The organism is Mesorhizobium sp. WSM4807, assembly GCF_055811615.1.
Genome location: NZ_JBVVQY010000035.1, coordinates 1 through 23,521, shown reverse-complemented (window position 1 = coordinate 23,521; position 23,521 = coordinate 1). Strand labels below are relative to the sequence as shown.

Here is a 23,521-nt window from a genome sequence, read left to right as displayed (position 1 = left end):
GATCATGAAACGCTCCGCTATCAACGACATCATCCGCGACGCCGATGCCTTCATCCGCTCGTTCGGCTACATCATGCCGCCCTTCGCCTATTGGACCCCGGAACAGATGAAGGCGCGTCGGCAGGATTCGTCGGCCATCTTCTCCTCCCGGCTCGGCTGGGACATCACCGACTACGGCCAGGGCAAGTTCAACGAGCTCGGCCTCTTCCTGTTCACCGTTCGCAACGGTCGCTACGAGGACATGAAGAAGGGCATGGGCATGCTCTATGCCGAAAAGATCATGATCTCGCGCAAGGATCAGCTGTCGCCAATGCATCGCCACAACATCAAGGCCGAGGACATCATCAACCGTGGTGGCGGCAAGCTGGTGCTGGAACTGTTCATGCACGATCGCGATGGCGGCATCGATCCCAAGGCCGAGGTATCGGTGCCTGTCGACGGCACCATTCACAGGCTGCCGGCGGGCGGGCTGCTGAAGCTCGACCCAGGCGAGAGCGTCACATTGCTGCCGGGCGTCTGGCATGCTTTCTGGGCCGAAGGCAAGGATGTGCTGATCGGCGAGGTTTCGACGGTCAATGACGATCTCACCGACAATGTCTTCCGCGAGCCGATCGGCCGCTTCGCGGACATCGACGAGGACGTCGCGCCGCTGCACCTGCTCGTGTCGGACTACGAGAAGTGGGTGGGTTAGGAGGCAGCCTTGCTGCCTTCTAATTTGCTCGATTGAGGAGCGCGCGGAGTCTGCGCATTTCGGCGATCAGGCGAGGAACATCCTGACGCGCGGCGGCCATGAAATCCTGGTCCGCGACCATCGCGCCGGTCATTTCGATGTCCTCGCCGCGGTCCGCCCCTTGGCCGGTCTGGATGAAACTTGAGCCGCCAAGAAAGTCCCGGCCCTCGACCCATGATTTCCACGGGCCAGCTTGGGCCGCGGCAGCTCGGGTTTCCATCTCTTGAAGTTCAAGCTCGGATAGAGATGTGTTCATGGCAGCCTCGTTGGTCCAGCGTTGCTACCGCGCGCGTGCTTGTCGGCCTTGCGGGTGCCGAGAAGAAGCTTGCGTTCGAGATGCGCCCTGAGATCCCCGTAATACGCCGTCAGGAACGGGCGGGCATCATGCGCCTGCGGCGTTGAGCCGATCTTGCGACCGATCGTTTCAGCCACTGCCCGCAGCGCGAAATAGTCGTCGCGGCGCAGCACGTCCTCCAGCTTGTGCAGTTCGGCGATGCCATACGCATCGAGCTGCGCGTGGCTGAACTGAAAAGTCTTGGCGACCGGATCCTGCCTTGCCGACAGATCTTCCATCAGCGTGCGCTTAGGCGCCTCGACGACCCAGGTTCCCGCCAGGAGGTCGCCAATCCGCAACCGGTCGCGATTGAAAAGCGGGAACAAAGCGAACAGCAGCGCCCACACCAGTCCGAAAACTGTCGTCAGCGTATCGGCGACGCCCATCCCACTCCGTCCGGCGATAATCGACAGCGGCAGAAAGACTTCGATCTCGCGCATCAGGTTGCGGGCGATGATCTGATCGACCGACAGGCCGGCTCCGTTGCGCGATGCTACCCTGATGCCGACATTCCGCTTGCCGGGCGTCGACGCGCGCCGGCCCGCCTCGAAGGCGATGAAATAGACGTTGCGCAGAAAAAAGATCGCGATGATCCAGACGATGAAAAGCGGCTGCATTTCATCGGTGCCAAGGCCTCTCACCCCGAACAGCGCGACAATCGTGACCGCGATTGCGGCCGTGGCGATAAACACGACATCGAGCAGGAAAGCGGCAGCCCGTGTGCCGGCGTCGGCCAGCTTTACCTGGAGATCGACACCTTCAGGCGTGATTAGCGAGCGCATTGTCGCCAGCGCGGAGCGTCTAACGGTCGCCATTGCGCACCACCTGGAACAGGTAGAAATAGCCGATCCACAGTGCGAGCATGCCGCCGCCGATGGCATAGCGCGTGACATCGCTGGTGATCGTCTGCCTGCCGATGCCCTCGAGCAGTCCGGCAAACAGCAGCATGACCGAAACGCCGACCATCGCGGTCGCCGCGACCCGTCCGGCATGAGCTGCTGCCGTCATACGGGTCAATTCGCCGGGAAAGGCGATGCGCGTGCCGATGCGCATGCCGGCAGCGCTGGCCAGCGCGATGGCGAACAATTCGGTGGTGCCGTGAATGGCCAGCCAGCCGCCAAGTTCCATGCCAAGCCCCTTTGCCCAATAGACTTGGAACAGCGCACCCAGCATGCAACCGTTGAACAGCATCAGCAGCACCGTCGGCGCGGCGAAGGCAAATCCAAGGGCGAAGGCCAGGATTGCAACCTGGACGTTGTGGGTGAAAAGATAGGCGGCAAAGCCTGAGAGAAAGCCGTTGTCGCCATCATAAAGCATCGTGCGCAGCAGCTCGGCAGAAGCGTCGGGCCTACGGCCGGCGGCCAGGCCGGACGGGATAATCGCGTCGAACCAGCCCTTGTCGGACGCTACCAGCCAGGCGCCGGCGCCGATGCCGACAAACATCAGCGCCACCGACACCAGCGTCTCGCGCCACAAATCGCGGATGGCGCCGGGCCAGTCGTGCAGGAAGAAATCGCCAACACGCTGCCGTAGTCCGCGGCGTGCCCCATAGAGATAGAAGTAACCTCGCAACGACAGGGATTCGAGATAAGCGATCAGCGCGCTGTCGAGGGATGTCGCTCTCGCCACCGAAAGGGAAGACAATGCCGAACGGTAGAGCAGCGGCAGCGACAGCAGTTCTTCTTCCGACAGCGTCCGCGGCGCGCGTTTCTCGACGCGGGCGAGAAGCGCCTCGAACGCCTTCCAGTCGGCCTCGCGCTCCCGACGGAAGCTGGCCAGCGACTGGCGTACGGCATCGCCGCGTACCGCATCGCCGGGTACTAGCGCGCTCACAACAGATCCTCCCGCTTGAACTGCAGGTAGCGCTCGACCAGCGCCGGCCCCAGCCTTTGATGGTCGGCTTCGATCACATGCGCACCAAGCAGCCGCAACCGGCCGATAACGACCTGCCTTTCGCGCAAAAGCCCGCCGGCGACGACGGCGCGGGCGACATCCTCGCCGGACAAAGGCGGCATGTCTGCCAAGCTCTCCAACTCGACATCCCTGATCATCATGAACAGCACGAGATGCCGCTCGGTGAGCCGGCCGACGGTGCGCAGCATCAATTCCGCGCTGATCGGATCGACGAAGTCGGTGAAGATGATCACCAGCGAGCGCCGGTCGAGCCGTGCCGCAAGCGTGGTCAGCGCCAGGGTGAAATTGGTCTCCTCGTTGGAATAGTCGATCTCTGCCGCCCGCTTCTGGATCATCGCGAAGCTGGCCGAGCCGCGCACCGCGCCGCTCGCGACGCGCGGCCGCGCATCGAAGCCGAACAGGCTGACCATGTCGCCGCCCTTGAGCGCAATGAACGCCGACAGCAAGGCGGCCGCCACCGCCCGGTCCACCTTCGGCACGCCGTCGACCGGCTCGCACATCAGGCGTCCGCTGTCGATCGCCAGCACGATGTTGTTGTTCTCCTCGATGCGGAACTCGCGCGCCAGAAGCCGGCCGTGGCGGGCGCTGCGCTTCCAGTCGATCATCCGCCGGCCCATGCCGGGCTGATAATCCTTGAGCGCCTCGAATTCCCGGCCCTGGCCGGCCCGGCGCTGGGCGTGCCCGTCGGGCAAGGCCTCGCGCTGCAGCAGCGTGATCGCTTGGTCGCGGGCGCTGCGGACGTCGGGCAACACTGCCACCTTGCTTTCCATCGGCAGGACGACCTGGTTCCAGACCAGTCCGAACGGCCCGCGCCAGCGCACCCACAAACGATCGAAGCTGGCGATGCCGCGCCGCAGCGCCTGGAACCGAAAGTCGAGCGATCCGCCGTCGCTGGTGGGGGCCAGGGCTCCGCCGGTTCCGCCGATCGGCGCCAGGCGCGCATCATGGCCGACGCGCGCCTCTAGGCTCCGCGTCCGGCTCGCAAAACGGGCGGCGACGTGGACGGTGAACTGCCCGCCGACGCCGATCTGCGGCGGCGCGTGGAGGCTGGCGGCCAGCGATTTCCGCCCGCGTCCTGCCGCGGCGTCCACCGCCAGGAAGGCGAGCAGCAGGCAGATCCACAGCAAACCGAGATACCACAATGACGGCAGCGCCAGTGCGACCAGGAAGGCCGGCACCGCGCCGGCTGCAGCCGTCCAAACCGCTCGGCCGCTTGGATAGATCAACGCGGCGCTTCCGTCTGGTCGACCAGGTCGGAGACGATCTGCTCGACGAGGCGGCAATCGATCTGCGCGGCCGGGGAAAGGATAACGCGATGGCGCAGCGCCGGCACCGCCAGCGCCTTGACGTCGTCTGGGATCACATAGGCGCGCCCGTCCAGCGCCGCCCGCGCCCGCGCTGCCCTGGCCAGCATGGCGCCCGCGCGTGGACTGGCGCCAACCTCCAAATCGGCGCTTTCACGTGTGGCGCGTACCAGCGCCGCGATGTAGCCGACGACATCGTCGACAAGGGTGACGGAGCCGACGGTTTCGAGTGCCTTCTCCAGTGTCTTGCGGTCCGCCTGGGCCTTAATGCCGTATTGCGCGATGTCGTGCGAGGCGGAGCCGCCGCCATGATGGATGATGATGGCCCGTTCCTCCTCGGGGCCGGGATAGCTGACCCGGTGCTTGAACAGGAAGCGGTCGAGCTGTGCCTCGGGCAGGGGATAGACGCCCTGATGCTCGATCGGGTTCTGGGTCGCGACCACCATGAAGTTGCGGCCGAGCGAATGCGTGGTGCCATCGAAGGTGACCGCATGCTCCTGCATCGCCTCCAGGAGCGCTGCCTGCGTCTTGGGCGGCGTGCGGTTGATCTCGTCGGCAAGCAAAAGATCGCAGAAGATCGGACCGCGCGTCAGCGTGAACTGTCCGGTTTGGAAATTGTAGATGTTCGATCCGACGATATCGCCAGGCATCAGGTCCGGCGTGAACTGGATGCGTCCATAGGCAACACCCAGAGCCTGCGCGAAGCAGCGCGCGGTCATCGTCTTGGCGGTGCCCGGAGGGCCTTCCAGCAGGATATGCCCGCCGGCGAACAAGGCGATCAGCATCAGGTCGACCGTGTCGTGCTGCCCGGTGATCGCCTTGGCCACTTCTTCCCTGATCCGTGTCGCCAGGGCCTTCACATCATCGACGTTCACCGAGCCTCCTTGCCGTCCAATCGTGCAGCCGCTCGGCTGCCTCGTGCATTTGCGTCAGATTTTTCGCCTCACCGGCGGCCTGCGCCCGCGCAGTGAATCCGCTGGCTTCGTCCTTATCGCGGGAATCGAGCCAGTGGTCGAGCGCTTCTCCCTGCAGCCCATGCGGCGCTCCCAGCAGTGCGCCGGCGCGTACCCGCATCAAGGCCGCATAACGGCCTCCCAGTTCCTCGAGCCGCCCGGCGCGCCGCAGCAGCATCGCCGTCGTATCCACCAGCGCGCGCTTGCCAAAGGCGATAGCACGCAGTTCGGCGCGCGGCGGGCCGAAACGGCCGAGGCCGTGCAGGAAGGCAAGCGCCGCCGCGGCCAGGATCGTCAGTGTCAGCGCCAGAAACGGCGGTTCGACCAGGAGCTTGGCAAGATCATATTTTCGCCCCGCGCCATGCAGCGTGAGATCGAACATGACCGGCCCCCTTTCGGGTTCCAGCAATGCAATCAGGTCGAGCGCGGCTGCCGCCTTGTCGGAATCCCCAAGCGCGGCGTTGTTGATCAGGTCGGGGTCGGTCAGGATATAAAAAGGCTTGTCGTCCAGTTCGGTGAGCACAGCCTTGTCGTTGCCGGCTGCTATGATTGGATGCTGGTCCGCCACCCACTGCAATTCATCGGGGGCGGCAACAAGCCGACCCCCGATGTCGAGTTGCTGCACCGTGCTTTGGCCGACGCCGATCTTTGCATTGGCGATCCGGCCGAGCCATTGGTTCACCACCGCATCGGGCAACCGCCCGAATTTCATGTTCCATCCCTCGTGCTCCTCCAGCGGCAGGGTCTGCCATTTGGGCAGCACGAAGAGGGTATCCTGGTCCTGCCGAAGTTCGAGAATGTGGTCGAGCGCCGCGGGATCGCTCTCAGGCGAAATGGTGACGATCAGCAACATGTCGGTGCCGAGATCATCCTCGGTCCGCGCCATGGAAGACGGGTTGCCGGTGAGCCGCATCCATTTCGCCAGCCCCGCATAGCCGACGCCGCTTTTCGACAGCGGCGTGGCGCCGCCGTTGCCGGGTTGCCGGAAGTCGGGAGCATAGGTGGACAGCAGGAAGAAGCCCGCTGCCGCAAGCAGGCTGGCGAAAATGCCCCAGAATAGCGTTCTTCGATTGAACGGTTCCTGTGCCGTTGGTTCGACCGTCGTCGCGCTCATGTCCAGGCATCCCGGAAGACGAAACGCTCATAGGCGCCGCGTGCTTCCCGCCAGCCTTCGGCGCCGACGGGCCGGCGTGCGAACAATGCGGCTTCGACGATGCGTGCGATCTCGGTAAACGCTGCGCGGGCCTTGGCGGGAACCGAAGCAGCAGCGGCGATGTCGCGCGCCGTGAGCGACGGGCGCAGGAAGTCTGGCAGCCGGCCGGCAATATCGGCGACGCTGCGGCGAAGCAGGAGATGGACAGCTTCGTCATAGTCGCCTCGCGCGGCCAGCGCGTCGGCTTCCGACAGCAGGATCTGCGCGGCGCCGGCGTCGGGACGCCATGCTTCCTCCGCCTCGGTTTCGCGACGCGCGCGCTGCCACGGCAGGCGCCAGGCGATACCATTCATCTCGAGGAAGACCAGGAGCAGGATGATCGCGGCACCTGATATCACTGCCCCCCAGAACAGATAGATCATGTAGGGGCCGAGCGACGACAATAGGTCCAGCAGCGGCTTGAGCCAGTCGGGTGGTTGCGGCGGCACATAGGCCGGCAGGTCGAACTGGATCGACTTATCCGAGATCAGCTGCTCATGCGCTTTTGCCAGCCATTCGGCTTCCGCTGTGCCTGGCTGTGCCACTGCCAACCGCTCCCCTGCAACCTGTGGTTCCCCAGCCGACACTGACAATGCACAACAGCAATTGCAAGTGGACTAGACGCCGACCTCCAATGTTGGCACATTTAATGCGGGGATCACCAGCCGATATGCGGTGATCAAGCGGGGGACGCATCATGGTTTCAACGACATTGGAACGGCCGGACAAGTTTCGCATCGGCAGGGTTTTCAACGACAGCTTTGCTGTCATCAGCCGCAATATCGGTCTGTATCTTGGACTCGCGCTGCTGTTCTCAGGTCTGCCGGCGATAGTTCTCCGACTCTGGACCGAATCGACCTCGAGCGGAATTGCCCCGGGCGACCCGACCGCGGTGGCCGATCCCAGTACGATGTTTTGGAATTCTTCCGTCGGCATTGCTGCCGGATTGATATCCTTTGCCCTGGCGCTGCTGCTCCAGTCGGCACTTGTGCGGGCGACGATCGAGGATTTGAACGGCAAACGGCCGTCCTTTGGCGACTGCATCCAGATAGCCGTCCGCTATTTGCTCCCAACCCTGGGGATCGGCCTGCTCGTAGCGCTGGGGGCGGGCCTTGCTTCAATAGCTCTGCTGGTCCCCGGAATCATATTGTGGCTTGGTTGGTCGGTGGCTATTCCGGTTCTGATACAGGAGCGCCTAGGTGTGCTCGGCAGCATGTCGCGCAGCCGTGCCCTGACCAAGGGCAGCCGCTGGGCGCTGTTTGGTCTTTTCCTTATCCTTATGATCATCACGATGGTCATTCAGTCGGTGATGGCGGCTATCATTCTCCTGCTAGACGGAATTGTCGCCGATCTGGCGGCAGCCATGCTGTCGACCGTGGTTTCTATGGTGCTGTCGGTAGCCACGGCGGTCAGCTACGTCGAATTGCGTCAGGTGAAGGAAGGCGCCAGTGTCGAAGAGCTGGCGGAAATCTTCTCCTAAAGGAAGGGGCCCGCATTCACCTCATAGATACTGCCTACCACATCATGAAGGAAGCGACATCCGCGTCGGAGACCTTGCCGGCGGTCACGTCGGCGATTGCCTGGTCGACGATCGCCGCGCCTCGCCGATGTCCACAACGGTTACCCGGTGCTGCTGTCGGAAATGACTCCGACGAGCCGCGCGACCTGTTCGGCATGTTGCTGAGAGCGGCGGCATCGGCGAAGACAGCGCAGGCGGGGTTGTAACGCCGGTGGGCAGCATTCCCCGCGGCAGGGGTGACAGCGGCAGACAAATCTCGTATATTGACATAAAGATGTCTTTATGTCGCTTAAACGCGACTGTCGCCCCAAGGACGAAATATGTCGCAAAACCCTTCATCGCTGGACGACCTGTTTGGCCCCGTCGCGGCTAAGCCCGACGGCTCGGAAGTCCTTGCGGCGCTGACGGGCGCGGCGCGCGAGCGCATCCTCATCCTCGACGGTGCCATGGGCACGCAGATCCAGGGCCTGGGCTTCGACGAGAGCCACTTCCGTGGCGACAAATTCGCGGAGTGCGCCTGCCATCAGCAGGGCAACAACGACCTGCTGATCCTGACGCAGCCCAAGGCGATCGAGGAGATTCACTATCAATACGCCATCGCCGGGGCGGACATTCTTGAAACCAACACCTTCTCCTCGACCTCCATCGCCCAGGCGGACTACGGCATGGAGGACGCGGTCTACGCGCTGAACCGCGACGGTGCGCGGCTGGTGCGCCGGGCGGCGGTGAGGGCTGAGCAGGAGGACGGCAGGCGTCGTTTCGTCGCCGGTGCGCTGGGGCCGACCAACCGCACCGCCTCGATGTCGCCGGATGTCAACAATCCGGGCTACCGCGCCGTGACATTCGACGAATTGCGCCTCGCCTATGGCGAGCAGCTGCGCGGTCTCATCGGCGGCGGCGCCGACATCATCCTGATCGAGACCATCTTTGATACGCTGAACGCCAAGGCGGCGATCTTCGCCTGCAACGAGATCTTCATCGAGAAAGACGTGCATCTGCCGGTCATGATCTCCGGCACGATCACCGACCTGTCCGGCCGCACGCTGTCCGGCCAGACGCCGACGGCGTTCTGGCATTCGGTCCGTCACGCCAACCCGTTCACGATAGGCCTCAATTGCGCGCTGGGCGCCAAAGCCATGCGTGCGCATCTGGACGAAATATCAGGCGTCGCCGACACCTTTGTCTGTGCCTATCCCAATGCCGGCCTGCCCAATGAATTCGGCCGTTATGACGAGAGCCCGGAATTCATGGCCGCGCAGATCGAGGATTTCGCGCGCGACGGCCTGGTCAATATCGTTGGCGGCTGCTGCGGCTCGACGCCGGACCACATCCGCGCCATCGCAGCGGCGGTGAAGAAATATCCGCCGCGCGCTGTTCCCGACATCGAACCGAAGATGCGCCTGTCGGGGCTCGAGCCGTTCACGCTGACCGACGAGATTCCGTTCGTCAATGTCGGTGAGCGCACCAACGTCACCGGCTCCGCGAAATTCAGGAAGCTGATCACGGCGGGCGACTATGCCGCCGCGCTCGACGTCGCCCGCGACCAGGTCGCCAACGGCGCGCAGATCATCGACATCAACATGGACGAAGGCCTGATCGATTCGAAGAAGGCGATGATCGAATATGTCAACCTGATCGCCGCCGAGCCTGATATCGCCCGCGTTCCCGTGATGATCGACAGTTCCAAATGGGAGATCATCGAAGCCGGCCTGAAATGCGTGCAGGGCAAGCCGCTGGTCAACTCCATTTCCATGAAGGAAGGCGAGGAGGCTTTTCTGCACCATGCGAAGCTCGTCCGCGCGTATGGCGCGGCGGTGGTCGTCATGGCCTTCGATGAGGACGGCCAGGCCGACACCCAGGCGCGCAAGGTCGAAATCTGCACCCGCGCCTACAAGCTGCTGACCGAGCAGGCCGGATTCCCGCCCGAGGACATCGTTTTCGACCCGAACATCTTTGCCATCGCCACCGGCATCGACGAGCACAACAATTACGGCGTCGACTTCATCGAAGCAGCCAGGCAGATCACCGCGACCCTTTCCCATGTCCACATTTCGGGCGGCGTGTCGAACCTCTCCTTCTCGTTTCGCGGCAACGAGCCGGTGCGCGAGGCCATGCATGCCGTGTTCCTCTACCACGCTATCCAGGCGGGCATGGACATGGGCATCGTCAACGCCGGACAGCTTGCCGTATACGACACCATCGATCCGGAACTGCGCGAAGCCTGCGAGGATGTCGTCAACAACCGGCAGCCGAAGGGTGGCGGAACGGCGACCGAACGCATGCTGGAACTCGCCGAACGTTTTAGGGGCACGGCAGGCAAGGAGGCGCAGGAGCGCGATCTCGCCTGGCGTAACTGGCCCGTCGAGCAGCGCATTTCGCACGCACTGGTCAACGGCATCACCGAATTCATCGACCAGGACACGGACGAAGCACGGCTTGCCGCCGAGCGCCCGCTGCATGTCATCGAAGGTCCGCTGATGGCAGGAATGAATGTCGTCGGCGACCTGTTCGGCGCGGGAAAAATGTTCCTGCCGCAAGTGGTAAAATCCGCCCGCGTCATGAAGCAGGCCGTTGCCGGCTTGCTTCCGCACATGGAGGCGGAGAAGCTGGCGAACGCCGCCAATGGCATCGACACCGGCGAGCGCCAGACAGCCGGAAAGATCCTGATGGCGACAGTGAAGGGCGATGTCCACGATATCGGCAAGAACATCGTCGGCGTGGTTCTGGCCTGCAACAATTACGAGATCATCGATCTTGGCGTCATGGTGCCGGCGGCGAAGATCCTGCAGACGGCGCGCGAGCTAAAGGTCGACATCATCGGCCTGTCCGGCCTGATCACGCCTTCGCTCGACGAGATGGTTCACATGGCCGCCGAGATGGAGCGCGAAGGTTTTGACATTCCACTTCTGATCGGCGGCGCGACGACCAGCCGCGTGCATACGGCGGTAAAGATCCATCCGCGCTATATCAGGGGCCAGACGGTCTACGTCACCGATGCCAGCCGCGCCGTCGGCGTGGTGTCGGCACTTCTGTCGAACGAGACCAGGGACGGCTATGTCGACAAGGTTCGTGCCGAATACAAAAAGGTTGCCGATGCGCACGCGCGCAGTGAAGCCGACAAGCAGCGCTTGCCGCTCGCCAAGGCGCGTGCCAACGCCCACAGGATCGACTGGTCGGCCTACGCGCCGCCAAAGCCGTCCTTCCTCGGCTTGAAAGCTTTCGCAGCCTGGGACCTGGCCGAGCTCGCGCGCTATATCGACTGGACGCCGTTCTTCCAGACCTGGGAGCTGAAGGGGCGCTACCCCAAAATCCTCGACGACGAGGCGCAAGGGCCGGCAGCGCGGCAATTGTTCGAGGACGCCCAGGCGATGCTGGCGAAGATCATCGCGGAAAAATGGTTCGCGCCGAAGGGCGTCATCGGCTTCTGGCCGGCCAACGCCGTCGGCGACGATATCAGGCTGTTCACGGACGATAAGCGATCGAAGGAGCTGGCGACCTTCTTCACGCTGCGCCAGCAGCTGACCAAGCGCGACGGCAAGGCGAACGTCGCCCTCTCGGATTTCGTCGCGCCTTTGGACAGCGGCAGGGCCGACTATCTGGGCGGCTTCATCGTTACCGCCGGCATCGAGGAGGCGGCGATCGCCGAGCGTTTCGAGCGGGTGAACGACGATTACTCGTCGATCATGGTCAAGGCGCTGGCCGACCGTTTCGCCGAGGCCTTCGCCGAGCGTCTGCACGAACGCGTGCGCAAGGAGTTCTGGGCCTATGCGCCGGACGAGGCTCTGGCGCCGGACGAGCTGATCGGCGAACCCTATCGCGGTATCCGCCCGGCGCCCGGCTATCCGGCGCAGCCCGATCACACCGAGAAAGCGACGCTTTTCCGCCTGCTCGACGGCGAGCGCAATGCCGGCGTCAGCCTGACCGAAAGCTTTGCCATGTGGCCGGGCTCCTCCGTGTCCGGCATCTACCTCTCGCATCCCGAAAGCTATTATTTCGGCGTCGCCAAGGTCGAACGCGACCAGGTCGAGGACTACGCGCGCCGCAAGGCCATGCCGCTTGCCGAGGTCGAGCGCTGGCTCGGCCCGATACTCAACTATGTGCCGGCGGAGGGGCTGGATGCGGCTGCGTGAAATCGCGTCGCGGGGCTGATAGGGCGAGGAGCCGGCACCTCCATGACAGCAGCCTTGTCCTGATTGCGCGCTCGTTCTGCACAGACACGATGAGGTTTGGCACGTCCGCCTTGGCCAGGGCGGCGGTGAGCCCGACCTGCAGCGGTGGTGGTGCACCGGCTCCCGCCTCGGATTGACGCGCGACACTTTAGCTGCAAAGTATATTAACGTTCTGTTTACCAAATATTAGTCTCGGCAGGGGGGCAATTTGGAACCGTTTCTGGGTGCGAACCGCCTTAATTGGGATGATCGGGCCGAGCTGCATTCGACCGACACAACGGGCAGCTACCACATAGAAAATGTGCTGGCAGGCGGATCCAATCTCTATGAGTTGGAAACGCGCGAGGTCGGTGACATTCTCGGCAAAGATATCGTCCATCTGCAATGTCATATCGGGCTCGACACAATCAGCTTGAAGAATCTGGGCGCGGGCAGCGTGACCGGCCTCGACTTTTCACCGACAGCGATCGCAGCGGCGCGGGATTTCGCTGCAAAGGCAGGCACTAATGTGCGCTTCGTGGAGGCGCCACTGTTCGAGGCAGTCGAGGCGCTCGGCCGAACCTTTGACATCGCTTACGTTACCTGGGGTTCGGTAAACTGGCTGGACGACGTGTTCCGCTGGGCGCGGGTGGTTGCCGATCTCCTGCGGCCCGGCGGCCGGCTCTATCTGGCCGAGGGCCACCCGTTGATGTTCCAGTGTGACCGCAAGGCTGCGGCGCTGGAGTTCAAGCACGACTGGCGAACGCCAATAGCTCGACCACTCGCATGGAACGAGGAACTCACCTATACCGGTGACGACCGCATCTTGAAACATCCGCGCTACTATGAGTGGATTCATCCGGTCAGTGACGTGGTGAACGCGCTGATTTCAGCTGGGCTGACGCTGGATTTTCTCAATGAGCATGACACGGTTTCGTGGCAGCACTTTTCATTTGCCGTGAGGGCCGGCAAGGATATGTACGGCTTGCCAGAGAACTCTCCCAAGATCCCAATGGCCTATTCCATTGGCGCGACGAAGCGTAGCGTCGGCAAGATACCATACCTGGTTACCCCCAAGGCGATTGAGGGCCACTAGTCCTACGATTGATCCCGTTTTGCATTGTCATCTTGTCGATCTGATGCCGGAAAGGTGAGCACGGTTATCCCTCGACGGTGGGGATCGCCGAGCTTTCCTGCTCTCAGCGGCGGTCGAGTCGATCGCCCGAGGGGGAACCCATGCACCTTCAGCGACTGCAAGCAGTTCTAAGGTGTCAGCCGGAGCCGCAGGTCCGTGTCAACCACTCCGGCGACCTCAGGCGGCTGGAAAGTGCAAAGATTTTAGGACCCAGTGAAGGTCAAAATTAAATATTGATAGCTAATATTCCTTACTCGGGTTGGCCCGAGAACCTGAATAGCAGCTGAGGAATCGCCTATTGGCTCTTTTCCGCGCTAGGTTCGGCGGTATTAAGAAGGCTGTTTTCTCGTCGGCAAATATCCCGACGGCAATGGCGGTGATAGTTATTGCCGTTGGCGCAGCGTTCGCGGACCACCAGAACAAAGTCGTCTCGGATCAAGCCGCCCGTGCGGATGTCCTGGCCAAGGTCAATCTTATCCGCGCCAAGCTTGAAGGTAACATCAACGGAAACCTTCAACTGGTGCAGGGGCTGGTCGCGGCGGTCGTGACTGAGCCCTATATGGGACAGCAACGCTTCGCCTCGCTCGCGAGCAACCTGTTTGGCAGGGGCTCGCAATTGAAGAATATTGCCGGCGCGCCCGATCTGGTCATTTCCCTGATGTACCCGATGGAGGGCAACGAGAAGGCGATAGGCCTCGATTACCGCAAGGACGAGCGGCAGCGTGTGGCCGCGCTAAGGGCGCGAGACGAGCGCGAGCTAATTCTTGCCGGTCCCGTCGACTTGAGGCAGGGAGGGCGAGGCTTCGTCGGTCGTATCCCGGTTTTTGTACGGAGTGCGGGCAACACCGAAAGGTTCTGGGGCATCATTTCGGCCGTTGTCGACGTTCAGCGCCTTTATAAGGCGAGCGGCCTGCTTGACGATGATCTCGGGATTGACATAGCGCTGATCGGTAAGGACGCTCTCGGTCCAAGTGGAGATCAATTCTTCGGCAATGAGCGCGTCGGCAAAAGCAATCCGGTGACAGCCGACGTTCTGCTCCCGTCCGGTTCGTGGCGGATCGCAGCCATTCCTAAAAACGGCTGGCCTTCGACGCCCGACAACGCGTGGTTCTTGCGCGCAATCATGGCAGTGGCCGGGGCGTTGGTTGTGATCCCATTCCTGGTTACGGGTCGCCTGATTGGCGAGAGACAGCGCAACTATGCGGAACTGAGTCGATTGTCGAGACGCCTGGAACTCGCTCTGGAAGCGTCGGCTATTGGCGTTTGGGAACACGATCTCGCGACCAACGAACTTACGTGGGACGACCGCGTCAATGAAATATACGGCAAACCAACTGGGGAGCGCCGCGGTTACCTGGACTGGGCAGGAGCAATCCACCCGGATGATTTGGCTGGCGCCCACGCCGATTTCGACAGCGCGATGGCCGGCGGCGGGCCATATTTGTCGGAGTACCGGATTATTCGGCCGGATGGCGAGATTCGCCATGTCCGATCCAAGGCGATAATTTACCGGGTCGCAAACGACACCCCAAAAATGATTGGCGCCGAATGGGATGTGACAGCCGATGTCCTGCTGAACAAGGACCTGGTTCGCGCAAAACAGCTTTCCGAGTCGAAAAATGCAGAACTCGAGTCGGCCAAGGCGCGCATAGAGCACATTGCGCTCCACGATTCGCTGACTGGTTTGCCGAACCGGCGTTACCTCGACCAAGTGCTGGAAGATTACGCTGCAAACGCTAGGCGCGCCGGCGGGTATGCGGCACTGCTTCACATAGATCTGGATCGGTTCAAGCACATCAACGATACGCTTGGCCACGCCGCAGGCGACGCAATGCTTGTTCACGCGTCAACTGTCCTCCGATCCAAGGTCGATGGTGAGGGATTCGTCGCTCGGATCGGAGGAGACGAATTCATCGTGCTGTGCGAGGCGCATGACGATATCAAGCAACTGGGGCTGCTCGCTGACCGCGTCATCAGCCAGATGCGAGAACCGGTCTACTATCAGGGCCATCGATGCCGTTTTGGCGTGAGCGTGGGAATTGCAGTCGATAACGGAAAAGATGTCGAAGCCAAACACCTGCTGGTTAACGCTGATATCGCGCTCTACCGAGCAAAGAGGCGTGGGCGCAATCGATACGAATTCTTCACCGAGGCGATGCAAAGCGAAATCGTCGACACAAAACGGATTGCCGACGAAATTCTCGGCGGCCTTGAGCGCAACGAGTTCATTCCCTTCTACCAGCCGCAATTTGACGCAAAAACGCTTGAAATTGTTGGGGTTGAGGCGTTGGCGCGATGGAGACATCCGGAGAAGGGGATTTTGGCGCCCGACGTCTTCCTAAGGATTGCGGAAGAATTGAATGTCGTCTCGATCATCGATCGAAACATATTAGAGCAATCGCTTTTGGATCTCGAAGGGTGGTCTGCTGCGAATCTTCACATCCCGCGGGTGTCAGTCAACGTTTCGGCACGCCGCCTTCAGGATGAGGAACTCATAAAGAGTCTTAGGAAACTAAATATCAAGAAGGGAGCAGTTGCATTCGAGCTCGTTGAGTCAATTTTCCTTGACGAAAATGATGATTTTGTTACCTGGAACCTTGAGCAGATAAAAGAGCTCGGTATTGACGTAGAAATAGACGATTTTGGTACGGGCTACGCCTCTATAGTCAGCTTGCTCAAGCTGCAGCCTCGCCGGCTGAAGATAGATCGCCAACTGGTCATCCCAATTGTCAAATCGCCGCAACGAAGGCAGGTCGTCTCGTCGATCATTGAAATCGGCAAGTCCCTGGGTATCGAGGTCGTAGCGGAAGGTGTCGAGACGACGGAGCACGCACGGATACTCAAGAGCTTGGGCTGCGACATACTGCAGGGCCATGCCTTCGGGCATGCGCTGGATTCCGACGGACTAAAGGCCTTTGTTCGATCTCGGCGTTTGCGCACGGAACGGATTTTGGATGAACCGCTCCGGTTGGGTAGAGTATAAGCGCATACGCCTCACGTCACAGTGTAGCGCTTCGCTTGAGTCTTAGGATTTGGAGATTGGCCGATCACGGCAGAGGAGTTCTGGGCGCCCATGCACCCGATGAGACCCGGCCCCGGACGAGCTGATCGGCGAACCCTATCGCGGCATCCGTCCGGGGCCGGCTATCGACGCAGCCCGATCACACCGAGAAGGCGACGCTGTTTCGCCTGCTCGACGGCGAGCGCAATGCCGGCGTCAGCTTAACCGAGAGTTTTGCGATGTGGCCCGGCTCCTCCGTGTCCGGCATCTACCTGTCGCATCCCGAAAGCTATTATTTCGGCGTCGCCAAGGTCGAACGCGACCAGGTCGAGGACTATGCGCGCCGCAAGTGCATGCCGCTCGCTGAGGTCGAGCGCTGGCTAGGCCCGATACTCAACTATGTGCCGGCGCAAGGGCTTGACGCAGCCGCGTGAGGCGGGAAATTACGGTGCGTAACTGATGGGGCGAGGAGCCCCATGAATCATCAAGGGGCGTCGGAGGATCGTCGGTCGACCTCCTCAAACGCCGCTGCGAACCCGTTCCGAATTGGTCAGGGCTTCGCCAAGACGGCCTACGGCTTGTTTCAGTGCCTTTTCCGCGGAATCCGTCAGCGATTTGGCGCCTCCCTCGCAAACGGCGCCAGCATCGCCTTGCGCGTTGCCTCTAGCGGAGACGGCCCAGCGGCTTGGTTGCGAGGGGGACTGGCAGCTGGAGGCCGCTGGGCCTTGACCACCAGCGAGCGTAAGAGGAGGCGCTGTAGTGGCCTGACCAAAAACTTGCGCTCAAGGCAACGGAATAGCATCATTCGAACGAACACTGTGAGGGAACCTATTGTTCTGTCGGCAACGGCTCTGCATGGTGGAGCAGCTGGCCGAGGTCACGCATGTCGAATGTCTGGCCACAGACGGGGCAGAACTGGAAATGCCCTGCTTCGTCGTTGGCCGGCGGCCCGTGGCGCCTGCCCTTGATGCCGGTTGCCGGGGTTGTTGGTTGGATCTCGTCTCACGTTGGTCAACACCGCGCTTTTGATAGGACGGCCCGACAGCCTATCGGGGGTGACCAGCGGGCCGCCGGGCCTAACCGGCGTGAGGGGAACGAGAGCGGCGCCGGCTGGGGTGGCATTCTAATCCCTTCATGCGCTACTGCTAATATAGTAAGGCGGATGCGGCATGCGAGATCCTTCTCCCATTGCAGGTGCCGGCTACCCCAATCTCCAAGTTGATCAAACGACAGTTGCTCCCTTAGCCTGCAAAAATTGCAGGTGTCAGCAACGCCGGGTGTTGGAACCCGGCAATTGGGGGCAATTGGGGAGACGCATCATGACCGATCCCATCATGGACTTAGTCGAAACGGCCATCATCCCCGATGTCTTCATTTCAGGGATGGCCGACATGGAAAATTTGGGAGACGGGAATTTCCGGTGCATATTTTACAGCCGGCAGCGAGCGATCTACGAGCGTGGAAAGTTCGAACACGTGATTGTGTGCCGCCTCGTCATGTCGGCTGGCGCGGCTCATGCGATGCTGAAACAAATCGCACATGCCGTTGAACGAGGATCGGATAACACAGATTCCATCGGCTTTCCTGGTGGGGCACTTCAATGACAATCCTTCGTCTGCACCCCGCCATCGCCTAAAGGAATTAACGAGCCCCTGCTTGAAGTGCACACCGAGCACTTGCCGAAGCGCCTGATGACCCATAAGCCGATGAAGGTGGTGGGTGGCAAAAAGCGTGGTTCACCGAACGATTTCGGGGATGATTTTGTGAGCGACGGTCAGTCGCTCGCGGGGGGTGGCCGGCGCCACGCTCAATCCTTTGCATCGTCACCGTCTTGCACAGAGCCATCGTTTTCATCTGCCGGGCTTTCTAACCCGGCTAGTTGCCGGTCGGCCATTTCTTTAGCGAGGCCCACCAGGGCATCGACCTCTTGCATCTGGTCCACGTGACCGCCATTGGCGACGCGTTTCCGGATCCTCTTCAGTTGGTCAGAGGTAAGTCGCAATATTCCGGCGATGGACAGCTTCTTGGCCACGCCTGTATCTCCTGCATCTCAACCCACGAGACAAGCAAGCGTTCCCGGCTCGGCGGTAATTCCGCTGTGTTGAAGCCATAAGGTGCCTCGCAATGGGTCAATACGTCTGGCACCGCAATTGCAGGTCAAGTATGGGGGAATGGGGTGGAGGCCCGTCGCTTCGCAAATGTAGCGGCGGGTCTTCTACATAAAGGCATAAAGGTCGCGCCCCAGCCTACGCGTTGCCGTCCGTATCGCTTTCCTCGTCTATCGTGCGCACAGGCAGATAGGCGTTGGTTTCCAGCCATTCGCGCAGCACGATCTGAATGAGGTCGGACCGACCAATTTTCATTTCAGCCGCGATGGAATTGAGCGCGTCCTCCGTTGCGGGCTCAAGCGGCACGCCTGAGACGTTCCTGAGCATCAATGCGGCGCGACGCAGGATGATCTGTAGATCCGCGCGCGACATGTCCGCGATGCGATCGGCAGCGTTAGTCGCGATGACGCAACCACCGCCATGGCCTTCGCGTTTAACCGCCTTAATCCTGGCGAGCGATAAAAATGGCGGCGTTTATTCCGATTACAGTCTACCTAAATAACAAGCCGATGGTGGTCGCTTCGATAGCGGACGCCGAGATGGCGCTTCAGCAACCATGGCCACTCATGGAAAAGCCGTCCCGGCTTGAAGCAATCCGAATGATCGAGGAATGCCTGGCCGGACATTGCAGTCACCAAGCTGCGTTCGCTGCTTTCAAGGCGGCCGCATCTGAACAGGGACTTCTTAAGCGAAAGCGTCCAAGCGCAGGCCTTAAGAAATTTGACGGGGTTGCTGAAGACCTGATGTAATGAGGTGGAACGGCCCGCTCCATGCTGCTATCGCGATTTCCCGCAACCCTTACCAATCGTTACAAATCAATGACTTATGTTGCTGTTCGTTACACGCCTTTAGCAACATGGTTTTTAGCCGTTTTGGTAGCTAAGTGCTTGAAATTACTTGGCTGGGGAACCTGGATTCGAACCAGGACTAACGGAGTCAGAGTCCGTGGGTCTACCGTTAACCTATTCCCCAGCAGGCGCGGTTGAAGAAAACCGCGCGGGCAGGGCGGCGATGGCGCCGCGCGTGCCTTGTAGCCGCCGCCGGAAAATAGTCAAGCCTGCCCAGCCCTTCAATCAGCGCAATTGCTTCAGGTTTTGACTTGCCCTCACTCTTGCCCATTCCGGGGCGAGCCGCTTGTCTCGTGGGCTCTCCCTTCTCCCCTTGTGGGAGAAGGTGGCCGAGCGAAGCTCGGTCGGATGAGGGGTGTTCCAGCTTGGCATCGCCGCGTTCCGTCCAACACCCCTCATCCGGCTCGGCGCTGCGCGTCGATCCACCTTCTCCCACAAGGGGAGAAGGAAGAAGGGGCGGTGCCCCTCAATTCTCACTCCGCCCGAGCTGCGAGTGCTCAAAATACAGCACGACGCCGAGCGCTATCACCAGCGGGATGATCAGGTAGAACAGCCGGAACACCAGCAGTGCAGCCAGCACGCCGACCGGGTCCATGTGCGACAGGCCGGCGAGGAAGACGACCTCGAACACGCCGAGCCCGCCCGGCGCATGCGAGATCTGGGCGATCGAGAACGACACTAGGAAAATGCCGAGCACGACGAAATAGCCGGGATTGCCGGCCGCCGGCAGGGCGAAGAAGATGATCGCCGCCGCTGCCAGCAATTCGATCGGGCCGATCAGCAATTGCCGCGCGACGATCGGCAGCGCCGGATAATGGACCTGAAAACTGCCGATCTTCAGCGGCCTGAGATGCAGCCAGCTGCCGAAGACGTATGCCGCCACCAGCAGCAGCATGGCGAGGCCCGCGGCTATGGTCAGGCCATGGTGCGGTACGCCGGAGAACCGGTCGATGATTTCAGGCTCGAAGACCAGCACGAGGCCGGAGACGAAGATCGTCGACAGCACGAAGGTGATCCAGCAGATCGCCACCAGGACGCCGACATCCTGCCCAGTTAGCCCCCTTGTGCCGTAGGCGCGGTAGCGGATCACCGCGCCGGAAAACACCGAGCCGCCGATATTGTGCGACAGCGCGTAGGTGGTGAAGGAGCACAGGGTAACGAACAACCAAGAGACCTTTTTGCCGATATGCAGGAGCGCTATGTGGTCGTAGCCGGCCAGCGACGCATAGGCGATGACCGAGCTCAGCGCGGCAAGCACCCAGCCGCGGGCAGGGATGGCGACGATGCCGTCCCAGACGTCGTCGAGCGAAATGCCGCGCAGCTCATGCAGCAGCAGCCACAGCGAGAAGACGACCGCCGCAGCGCCGACGACCGGCCAGAAATAGCGCCTCCAGTTCATGGCGTGACGATCATGCGCTGCAGCCCCGTTGCCCCTTTCCGGGTTCGCGTCAGGAAAACTGCCCGCGATTCCGAATGTCCATTCCCGCTATTTCAGAAATGCCTTATCGAAGCCGGCTATTCAACCGCGAAGGCGCGCCGCTGCGCTGGCGCCTTCCCTTCTCCCCTTGTGGGGCCCGAAGGGCGGGCGAGGCCCGTGACTCGCCCCGGGCGGTGGATCGGCGCGCAGCGCCGAGCCGGATGAGGGGTGTTGGAAGAAACTCGGCTTGAAAAAAGCGAATAATTTGAAGTGATTACGTCTTCAACGCCGCGATCCGTCCAGCACCCCTCATCCGACCGAGCTTCGCTCGGCCACCTTCTCCCACAAGGGGAGAATGGGTCACCATCTCAGCGCCCCTCCCGCGAACGCATTTCATGTCTTGGTGATCCGGCCCGGCGCTGCTAGTCTGGCGGCAACTTAGAACACGTGAAAGCGCCTGCTGCGTCCGGTCTCCGGTTCGCGCGGCGCCGGAAGGAACTGAAGTGGAAGACCACGACACCGGCGCCGGCGCGCCGGAAGTGGGCGTGTCCAGGGCTTCGCCGCCGCCTTCGGGCCAGGCAAGCCCACCCGCCGGCCGGCACAATGGCCGCCCGGTGCAGCCTTGGTCCGGTCACGGACAGGCAGGCGACGCGTCCCAGCATCAGAATGGCCAGAATCAGAAGGCCAAGACCAGGAAGCGGCGAAAACGTCGGCGCGGCCGCAAGGTCTTTGTGCGCGATGACGCTCACCTCGCAGCGGCCGGACTGTCGGCGCCCGCCGGCAGCGTTCCAGCCAGCCGGCCGCCCGAGGCGATCGTCGCGGCTTTGCCGTCAGCTGCGCCAAGCAGGCCGGAGCAGGATGTCCGCCGCCCGCCGGTGCAGGAACTGCCGGTGTTTGCCGCACTCGACCTCGGCACCAACAATTGCCGGTTGCTGGTGGCGGTGCCGACGCGGCATGGCCAGTTCCGCGTCATCGACGCTTTCTCGCGCATCGTCAGGCTGGGCGAGGGCCTCACCGCCAATGGCCGGCTTGGGCAGCCGGCGATGGACCGAGCGGTCGAGGCGCTGAAGATCTGCGGCGACAAATTGCGCAGCCGCAAGATCAGGAAGGCAAGACTGATCGCCACCGAGGCCTGCCGCACGGCCGCAAACGGCGCCGAGTTCCTCGACCGCGTCGAGCGCGAGGCGGGGTTAAAACTCGAGATCATCGACCGCCAGACCGAGGCGCGGCTGGCGGTTTCGGGTTGCGGCTCGCTGGTCGACCGCGACACGCAAGGCGTAGTCCTGTTCGACATCGGCGGCGGCTCCTCGGAAATCGCGCTGATCGATCTCACCGGCCACCGCTCGCCGAGGCTCGCCAACCACATCGTCTCCTGGACGTCGCTGCCGGTCGGCGTGGTCTCGCTGGCCGAGCGCTTCGGCGGCCGCGCCGTCACCCGCGAGATCTTTGCCGCCATGGTCGAGGATGTGGCCGTGCGCCTGCACGCCTTTGACGGGCGCGAGCGGCTGAGCCATGTGCTCGCCAGCCCGAAATTCCACCTGCTCGGCACCTCGGGCACGGTGACGACCCTGGCCGGCGTCCACCTTGACCTGGAACGCTACGACCGCCGCCGCGTCGACGGGCTGTGGATGGACCGCGACAGCGTCGACCGCATGGTCGAAAAACTGGTCGGCTGGGATTTCCAGCAGCGCGTCGCCAACCCTTGCATCGGCGCCGATCGCGCCGATCTGGTGCTGGCCGGCTGCGCCATCCTGGAAGCAATCCGCGCGGTGTGGCCGTCGGAGCGGCTGCGCGTCGCCGACCGCGGCCTGCGCGAGGGCATATTGAGCGAACTGATGGCCGACGACGGCGTCTGGCGCAACAACGGGCGTGGCAGAGCATGATCCCGAACCGAAGGACCGCGTCAGCGAAAAGTGGCAACCGGTTTTCGCTAACGCTGACCTTCGGTTCGGAAAAGATCATGCTCGAACAAGAAATCAAGCAATGACCAAGAAACCGGAAAAACCAGGCTCTGCCGGCATTCGCGTGCTGAAGACGCGGATCAAGAAGAAAAGCGGCCTGAAGGAATCGTCGCGCCGCTGGCTGCAGCGCCACATCAACGACCCTTATGTCCAGCGCTCCAGGGCCGACGGCTACCGCTCGCGCGCGGCTTACAAGCTGATCGAGATCGACGACAAGCACCATCTGCTCAAGCCCGGCATGAAGGTCATCGACCTTGGCGCGGCGCCCGGCGGCTGGTGCCAGGTCGCCGCCGCGCGGACGAAATCGACGGCCGAACATCCGCATGTCGTCGGCATCGACTATCTCCAGATGGATGCGGTGCCCGGCGCGCCGGTGCTGTTGATGGATTTTCTCGACCCGCAGGCGCCGGAAAAGCTCGCCGAAACGCTGGGCGGCCAGCCGGATATCGTTTTGTCCGACATGGCGGCGCCGACCACCGGCCATCGCCGGACCGATCACATCCGCACCATGTATCTGTGCGAGGTGGCGGCCGATTTCGCGCTTTCGGTACTGAAGCCGGGCGGTCATTTCCTCGCCAAGACTTTTCAGGGCGGCGCCGAAAACGAGCTGCTCGCCAGGCTCAAGCAGAATTTCCGCTCGGTCCATCACGTCAAGCCGCCGGCCTCGCGGGATGAGTCGGTGGAGCTTTATTTGTTGGCGAAGGATTTTAAGGGTTAGCGTCTTTTCCTTCTCCCCTCGTGGGAGAAGGTGGCCGAGCGAAGCTCGGTCGGATGAGGGGTGCTCCAGCTTGGCAACACGCTTGCAGTTTTCGTCGCCTCGTTTCTTCCAACACCCCTCATCCGTCTCGGCGCTGCGCGCCCATCCACCTTCTCCCACAAGGATGTTTGGACTGGGGACATCGCGAACAGGTGTGCGAGGACATCGCGAACAGTTTTGCGCATTGTGCGCGAGGGGGT

Annotated in this window: 18 protein-coding genes, 1 tRNA gene and 1 pseudogene; 10 read left to right on the top strand and 10 right to left on the bottom strand. The window is 62.0% G+C overall.

Annotated elements, in window-relative coordinates; all coding sequences use genetic code 11:
* Positions 1 to 4: 4 nt before the first annotated feature.
* Positions 5 to 691 (top strand): D-lyxose/D-mannose family sugar isomerase, encoded by a 687-nt coding sequence (locus AC0L3N_RS29455; RefSeq protein WP_473551038.1) that lies wholly within the window; start codon positions 5 to 7, stop codon positions 689 to 691.
* A 291-nt stretch (positions 692 to 982) separates the two neighbouring features.
* On the opposite strand, the gene AC0L3N_RS29450 is transcribed toward AC0L3N_RS29455, so the two are convergent.
* Genes AC0L3N_RS29450 through AC0L3N_RS29425 form a run of 6 tightly spaced genes read right to left on the bottom strand, consistent with a single transcriptional unit; the run spans position 983 to position 6,972 of the window.
* Positions 983 to 1,879 carry an RDD family protein gene (locus AC0L3N_RS29450; protein WP_473551037.1) on the bottom strand — a complete coding sequence of 299 codons (897 nt, stop codon included), beginning with the start codon at positions 1,877 to 1,879 and terminating at the stop codon, positions 983 to 985.
* Positions 1,866 to 2,897, bottom strand: a complete 1,032-nt coding sequence (locus AC0L3N_RS29445; RefSeq protein ID WP_473551035.1) for a stage II sporulation protein M — start codon at positions 2,895 to 2,897, stop codon at positions 1,866 to 1,868. The genes AC0L3N_RS29450 and AC0L3N_RS29445 overlap by 14 nt, the downstream gene beginning before the upstream one ends.
* Complete coding sequence (locus AC0L3N_RS29440; RefSeq protein ID WP_473551034.1) at positions 2,894 to 4,204, bottom strand: DUF58 domain-containing protein; 1,311 nt, start codon at positions 4,202 to 4,204, stop codon at positions 2,894 to 2,896. The genes AC0L3N_RS29445 and AC0L3N_RS29440 overlap by 4 nt, the downstream gene beginning before the upstream one ends.
* Positions 4,201 to 5,157 carry an AAA family ATPase gene (locus tag AC0L3N_RS29435; protein ID WP_473551033.1) on the bottom strand — a complete coding sequence of 319 codons (957 nt, stop codon included), beginning with the start codon at positions 5,155 to 5,157 and terminating at the stop codon, positions 4,201 to 4,203. Before AC0L3N_RS29435 ends, AC0L3N_RS29440 begins: the two co-directional genes overlap by 4 nt.
* Positions 5,144 to 6,349 carry a DUF4350 domain-containing protein gene (locus AC0L3N_RS29430; RefSeq protein ID WP_473551031.1) on the bottom strand — a complete coding sequence of 402 codons (1,206 nt, stop codon included), beginning with the start codon at positions 6,347 to 6,349 and terminating at the stop codon, positions 5,144 to 5,146. The genes AC0L3N_RS29435 and AC0L3N_RS29430 overlap by 14 nt, the downstream gene beginning before the upstream one ends.
* Positions 6,346 to 6,972 (bottom strand): DUF4129 domain-containing protein, encoded by a 627-nt coding sequence (locus AC0L3N_RS29425; protein ID WP_473551030.1) that lies wholly within the window; start codon positions 6,970 to 6,972, stop codon positions 6,346 to 6,348. The genes AC0L3N_RS29430 and AC0L3N_RS29425 overlap by 4 nt, the downstream gene beginning before the upstream one ends.
* A gap of 152 nt (positions 6,973 to 7,124) precedes the next feature.
* On the opposite strand from AC0L3N_RS29425, the gene AC0L3N_RS29420 reads away from it, so the two are divergent.
* The 6 genes and pseudogenes from AC0L3N_RS29420 to AC0L3N_RS29395 all read left to right on the top strand — a co-directional run bounded on the left by AC0L3N_RS29420 (position 7,125) and on the right by AC0L3N_RS29395 (position 17,834).
* Complete coding sequence (locus AC0L3N_RS29420) at positions 7,125 to 7,907, top strand: hypothetical protein (RefSeq protein ID WP_473551029.1); 783 nt, start codon at positions 7,125 to 7,127, stop codon at positions 7,905 to 7,907.
* A gap of 359 nt (positions 7,908 to 8,266) precedes the next feature.
* Positions 8,267 to 12,076 carry a methionine synthase gene (gene metH / locus AC0L3N_RS29415; RefSeq protein ID WP_473551028.1) on the top strand — a complete coding sequence of 1,270 codons (3,810 nt, stop codon included), beginning with the start codon at positions 8,267 to 8,269 and terminating at the stop codon, positions 12,074 to 12,076.
* A gap of 247 nt (positions 12,077 to 12,323) precedes the next feature.
* On the top strand, positions 12,324 to 13,190 hold the full coding sequence (locus AC0L3N_RS29410) for a class I SAM-dependent methyltransferase (RefSeq protein WP_473551026.1): 867 nt from the start codon (positions 12,324 to 12,326) through the stop codon (positions 13,188 to 13,190).
* A 409-nt stretch (positions 13,191 to 13,599) separates the two neighbouring features.
* Entirely contained in the window at positions 13,600 to 16,212 is a 2,613-nt protein-coding gene (locus tag AC0L3N_RS29405) for a bifunctional diguanylate cyclase/phosphodiesterase (protein WP_473551062.1), read from the top strand.
* A 115-nt stretch (positions 16,213 to 16,327) separates the two neighbouring features.
* A pseudogene (locus tag AC0L3N_RS29400) lies at positions 16,328 to 16,664 on the top strand (vitamin B12 dependent-methionine synthase activation domain-containing protein); the annotation flags it as partial.
* A gap of 885 nt (positions 16,665 to 17,549) precedes the next feature.
* Positions 17,550 to 17,834: a hypothetical protein gene (locus AC0L3N_RS29395; protein WP_095493788.1), complete on the top strand. Its 285-nt coding sequence runs from the start codon at positions 17,550 to 17,552 to the stop codon at positions 17,832 to 17,834.
* Between the two features lie 203 nt (positions 17,835 to 18,037).
* Here the strand turns inward: AC0L3N_RS29395 and AC0L3N_RS29390 are convergent, their stop codons facing one another.
* Together AC0L3N_RS29390 and AC0L3N_RS29385 are read right to left on the bottom strand one after the other, a co-directional pair.
* The gene (locus AC0L3N_RS29390; RefSeq protein WP_123147588.1) at positions 18,038 to 18,262 is read right to left on the bottom strand and encodes a hypothetical protein; all 225 of its coding nucleotides are present in this window, start codon (positions 18,260 to 18,262) and stop codon (positions 18,038 to 18,040) included.
* Between the two features lie 214 nt (positions 18,263 to 18,476).
* Complete coding sequence (locus AC0L3N_RS29385; protein ID WP_473551024.1) at positions 18,477 to 18,710, bottom strand: hypothetical protein; 234 nt, start codon at positions 18,708 to 18,710, stop codon at positions 18,477 to 18,479.
* Between the two features lie 92 nt (positions 18,711 to 18,802).
* Between AC0L3N_RS29385 and AC0L3N_RS29380 the strand changes: the two genes are divergently transcribed.
* The gene (locus AC0L3N_RS29380) at positions 18,803 to 19,087 is read left to right on the top strand and encodes a DUF982 domain-containing protein (RefSeq protein WP_473551023.1); all 285 of its coding nucleotides are present in this window, start codon (positions 18,803 to 18,805) and stop codon (positions 19,085 to 19,087) included.
* A 149-nt stretch (positions 19,088 to 19,236) separates the two neighbouring features.
* Here the strand turns inward: AC0L3N_RS29380 and AC0L3N_RS29375 are convergent.
* Together AC0L3N_RS29375 and AC0L3N_RS29370 are read right to left on the bottom strand one after the other, a co-directional pair.
* A tRNA-Gln gene (locus AC0L3N_RS29375) sits at positions 19,237 to 19,310 on the bottom strand.
* Positions 19,311 to 19,652: 342 nt separating this feature from the next.
* Positions 19,653 to 20,585 carry a lysylphosphatidylglycerol synthase domain-containing protein gene (locus AC0L3N_RS29370; RefSeq protein WP_473551022.1) on the bottom strand — a complete coding sequence of 311 codons (933 nt, stop codon included), beginning with the start codon at positions 20,583 to 20,585 and terminating at the stop codon, positions 19,653 to 19,655.
* A gap of 521 nt (positions 20,586 to 21,106) precedes the next feature.
* Between AC0L3N_RS29370 and AC0L3N_RS29365 the strand changes: the two genes are divergently transcribed.
* Complete coding sequence (locus AC0L3N_RS29365) at positions 21,107 to 22,486, top strand: Ppx/GppA phosphatase family protein (protein ID WP_473551020.1); 1,380 nt, start codon at positions 21,107 to 21,109, stop codon at positions 22,484 to 22,486.
* Positions 22,487 to 22,586: 100 nt separating this feature from the next.
* Entirely contained in the window at positions 22,587 to 23,282 is a 696-nt protein-coding gene (locus AC0L3N_RS29360) for an RlmE family RNA methyltransferase (RefSeq protein ID WP_473551019.1), read from the top strand.
* The last annotated feature ends 239 nt before the right edge of the window (positions 23,283 to 23,521 follow it).

Bases quoted from the DNA above. Each gene is read 5' to 3' on its own strand.
- AC0L3N_RS29395 (WP_095493788.1), top strand. From the start codon at position 17,550: ATGACCGATCCCATCATGGACTTAGTCGAAACGGCCATCATCCCCGAT.
- AC0L3N_RS29455 (WP_473551038.1), top strand. From the start codon at position 5: ATGAAACGCTCCGCTATCAACGACATCATCCGCGACGCCGATGCCTTC.
- AC0L3N_RS29450 (WP_473551037.1), bottom strand. From the start codon at position 1,879: ATGGCGACCGTTAGACGCTCCGCGCTGGCGACAATGCGCTCGCTAATC.
- AC0L3N_RS29360 (WP_473551019.1), top strand. From the start codon at position 22,587: ATGACCAAGAAACCGGAAAAACCAGGCTCTGCCGGCATTCGCGTGCTG.
- AC0L3N_RS29430 (WP_473551031.1), bottom strand. From the start codon at position 6,349: ATGAGCGCGACGACGGTCGAACCAACGGCACAGGAACCGTTCAATCGA.
- AC0L3N_RS29420 (WP_473551029.1), top strand. From the start codon at position 7,125: ATGGTTTCAACGACATTGGAACGGCCGGACAAGTTTCGCATCGGCAGG.
- AC0L3N_RS29380 (WP_473551023.1), top strand. From the start codon at position 18,803: ATGGCGGCGTTTATTCCGATTACAGTCTACCTAAATAACAAGCCGATG.
- AC0L3N_RS29370 (WP_473551022.1), bottom strand. From the start codon at position 20,585: ATGAACTGGAGGCGCTATTTCTGGCCGGTCGTCGGCGCTGCGGCGGTC.
- AC0L3N_RS29405 (WP_473551062.1), top strand. From the start codon at position 13,600: ATGGCGGTGATAGTTATTGCCGTTGGCGCAGCGTTCGCGGACCACCAG.
- metH (WP_473551028.1), top strand. From the start codon at position 8,267: ATGTCGCAAAACCCTTCATCGCTGGACGACCTGTTTGGCCCCGTCGCG.
- AC0L3N_RS29385 (WP_473551024.1), bottom strand. From the start codon at position 18,710: ATGTCGCGCGCGGATCTACAGATCATCCTGCGTCGCGCCGCATTGATG.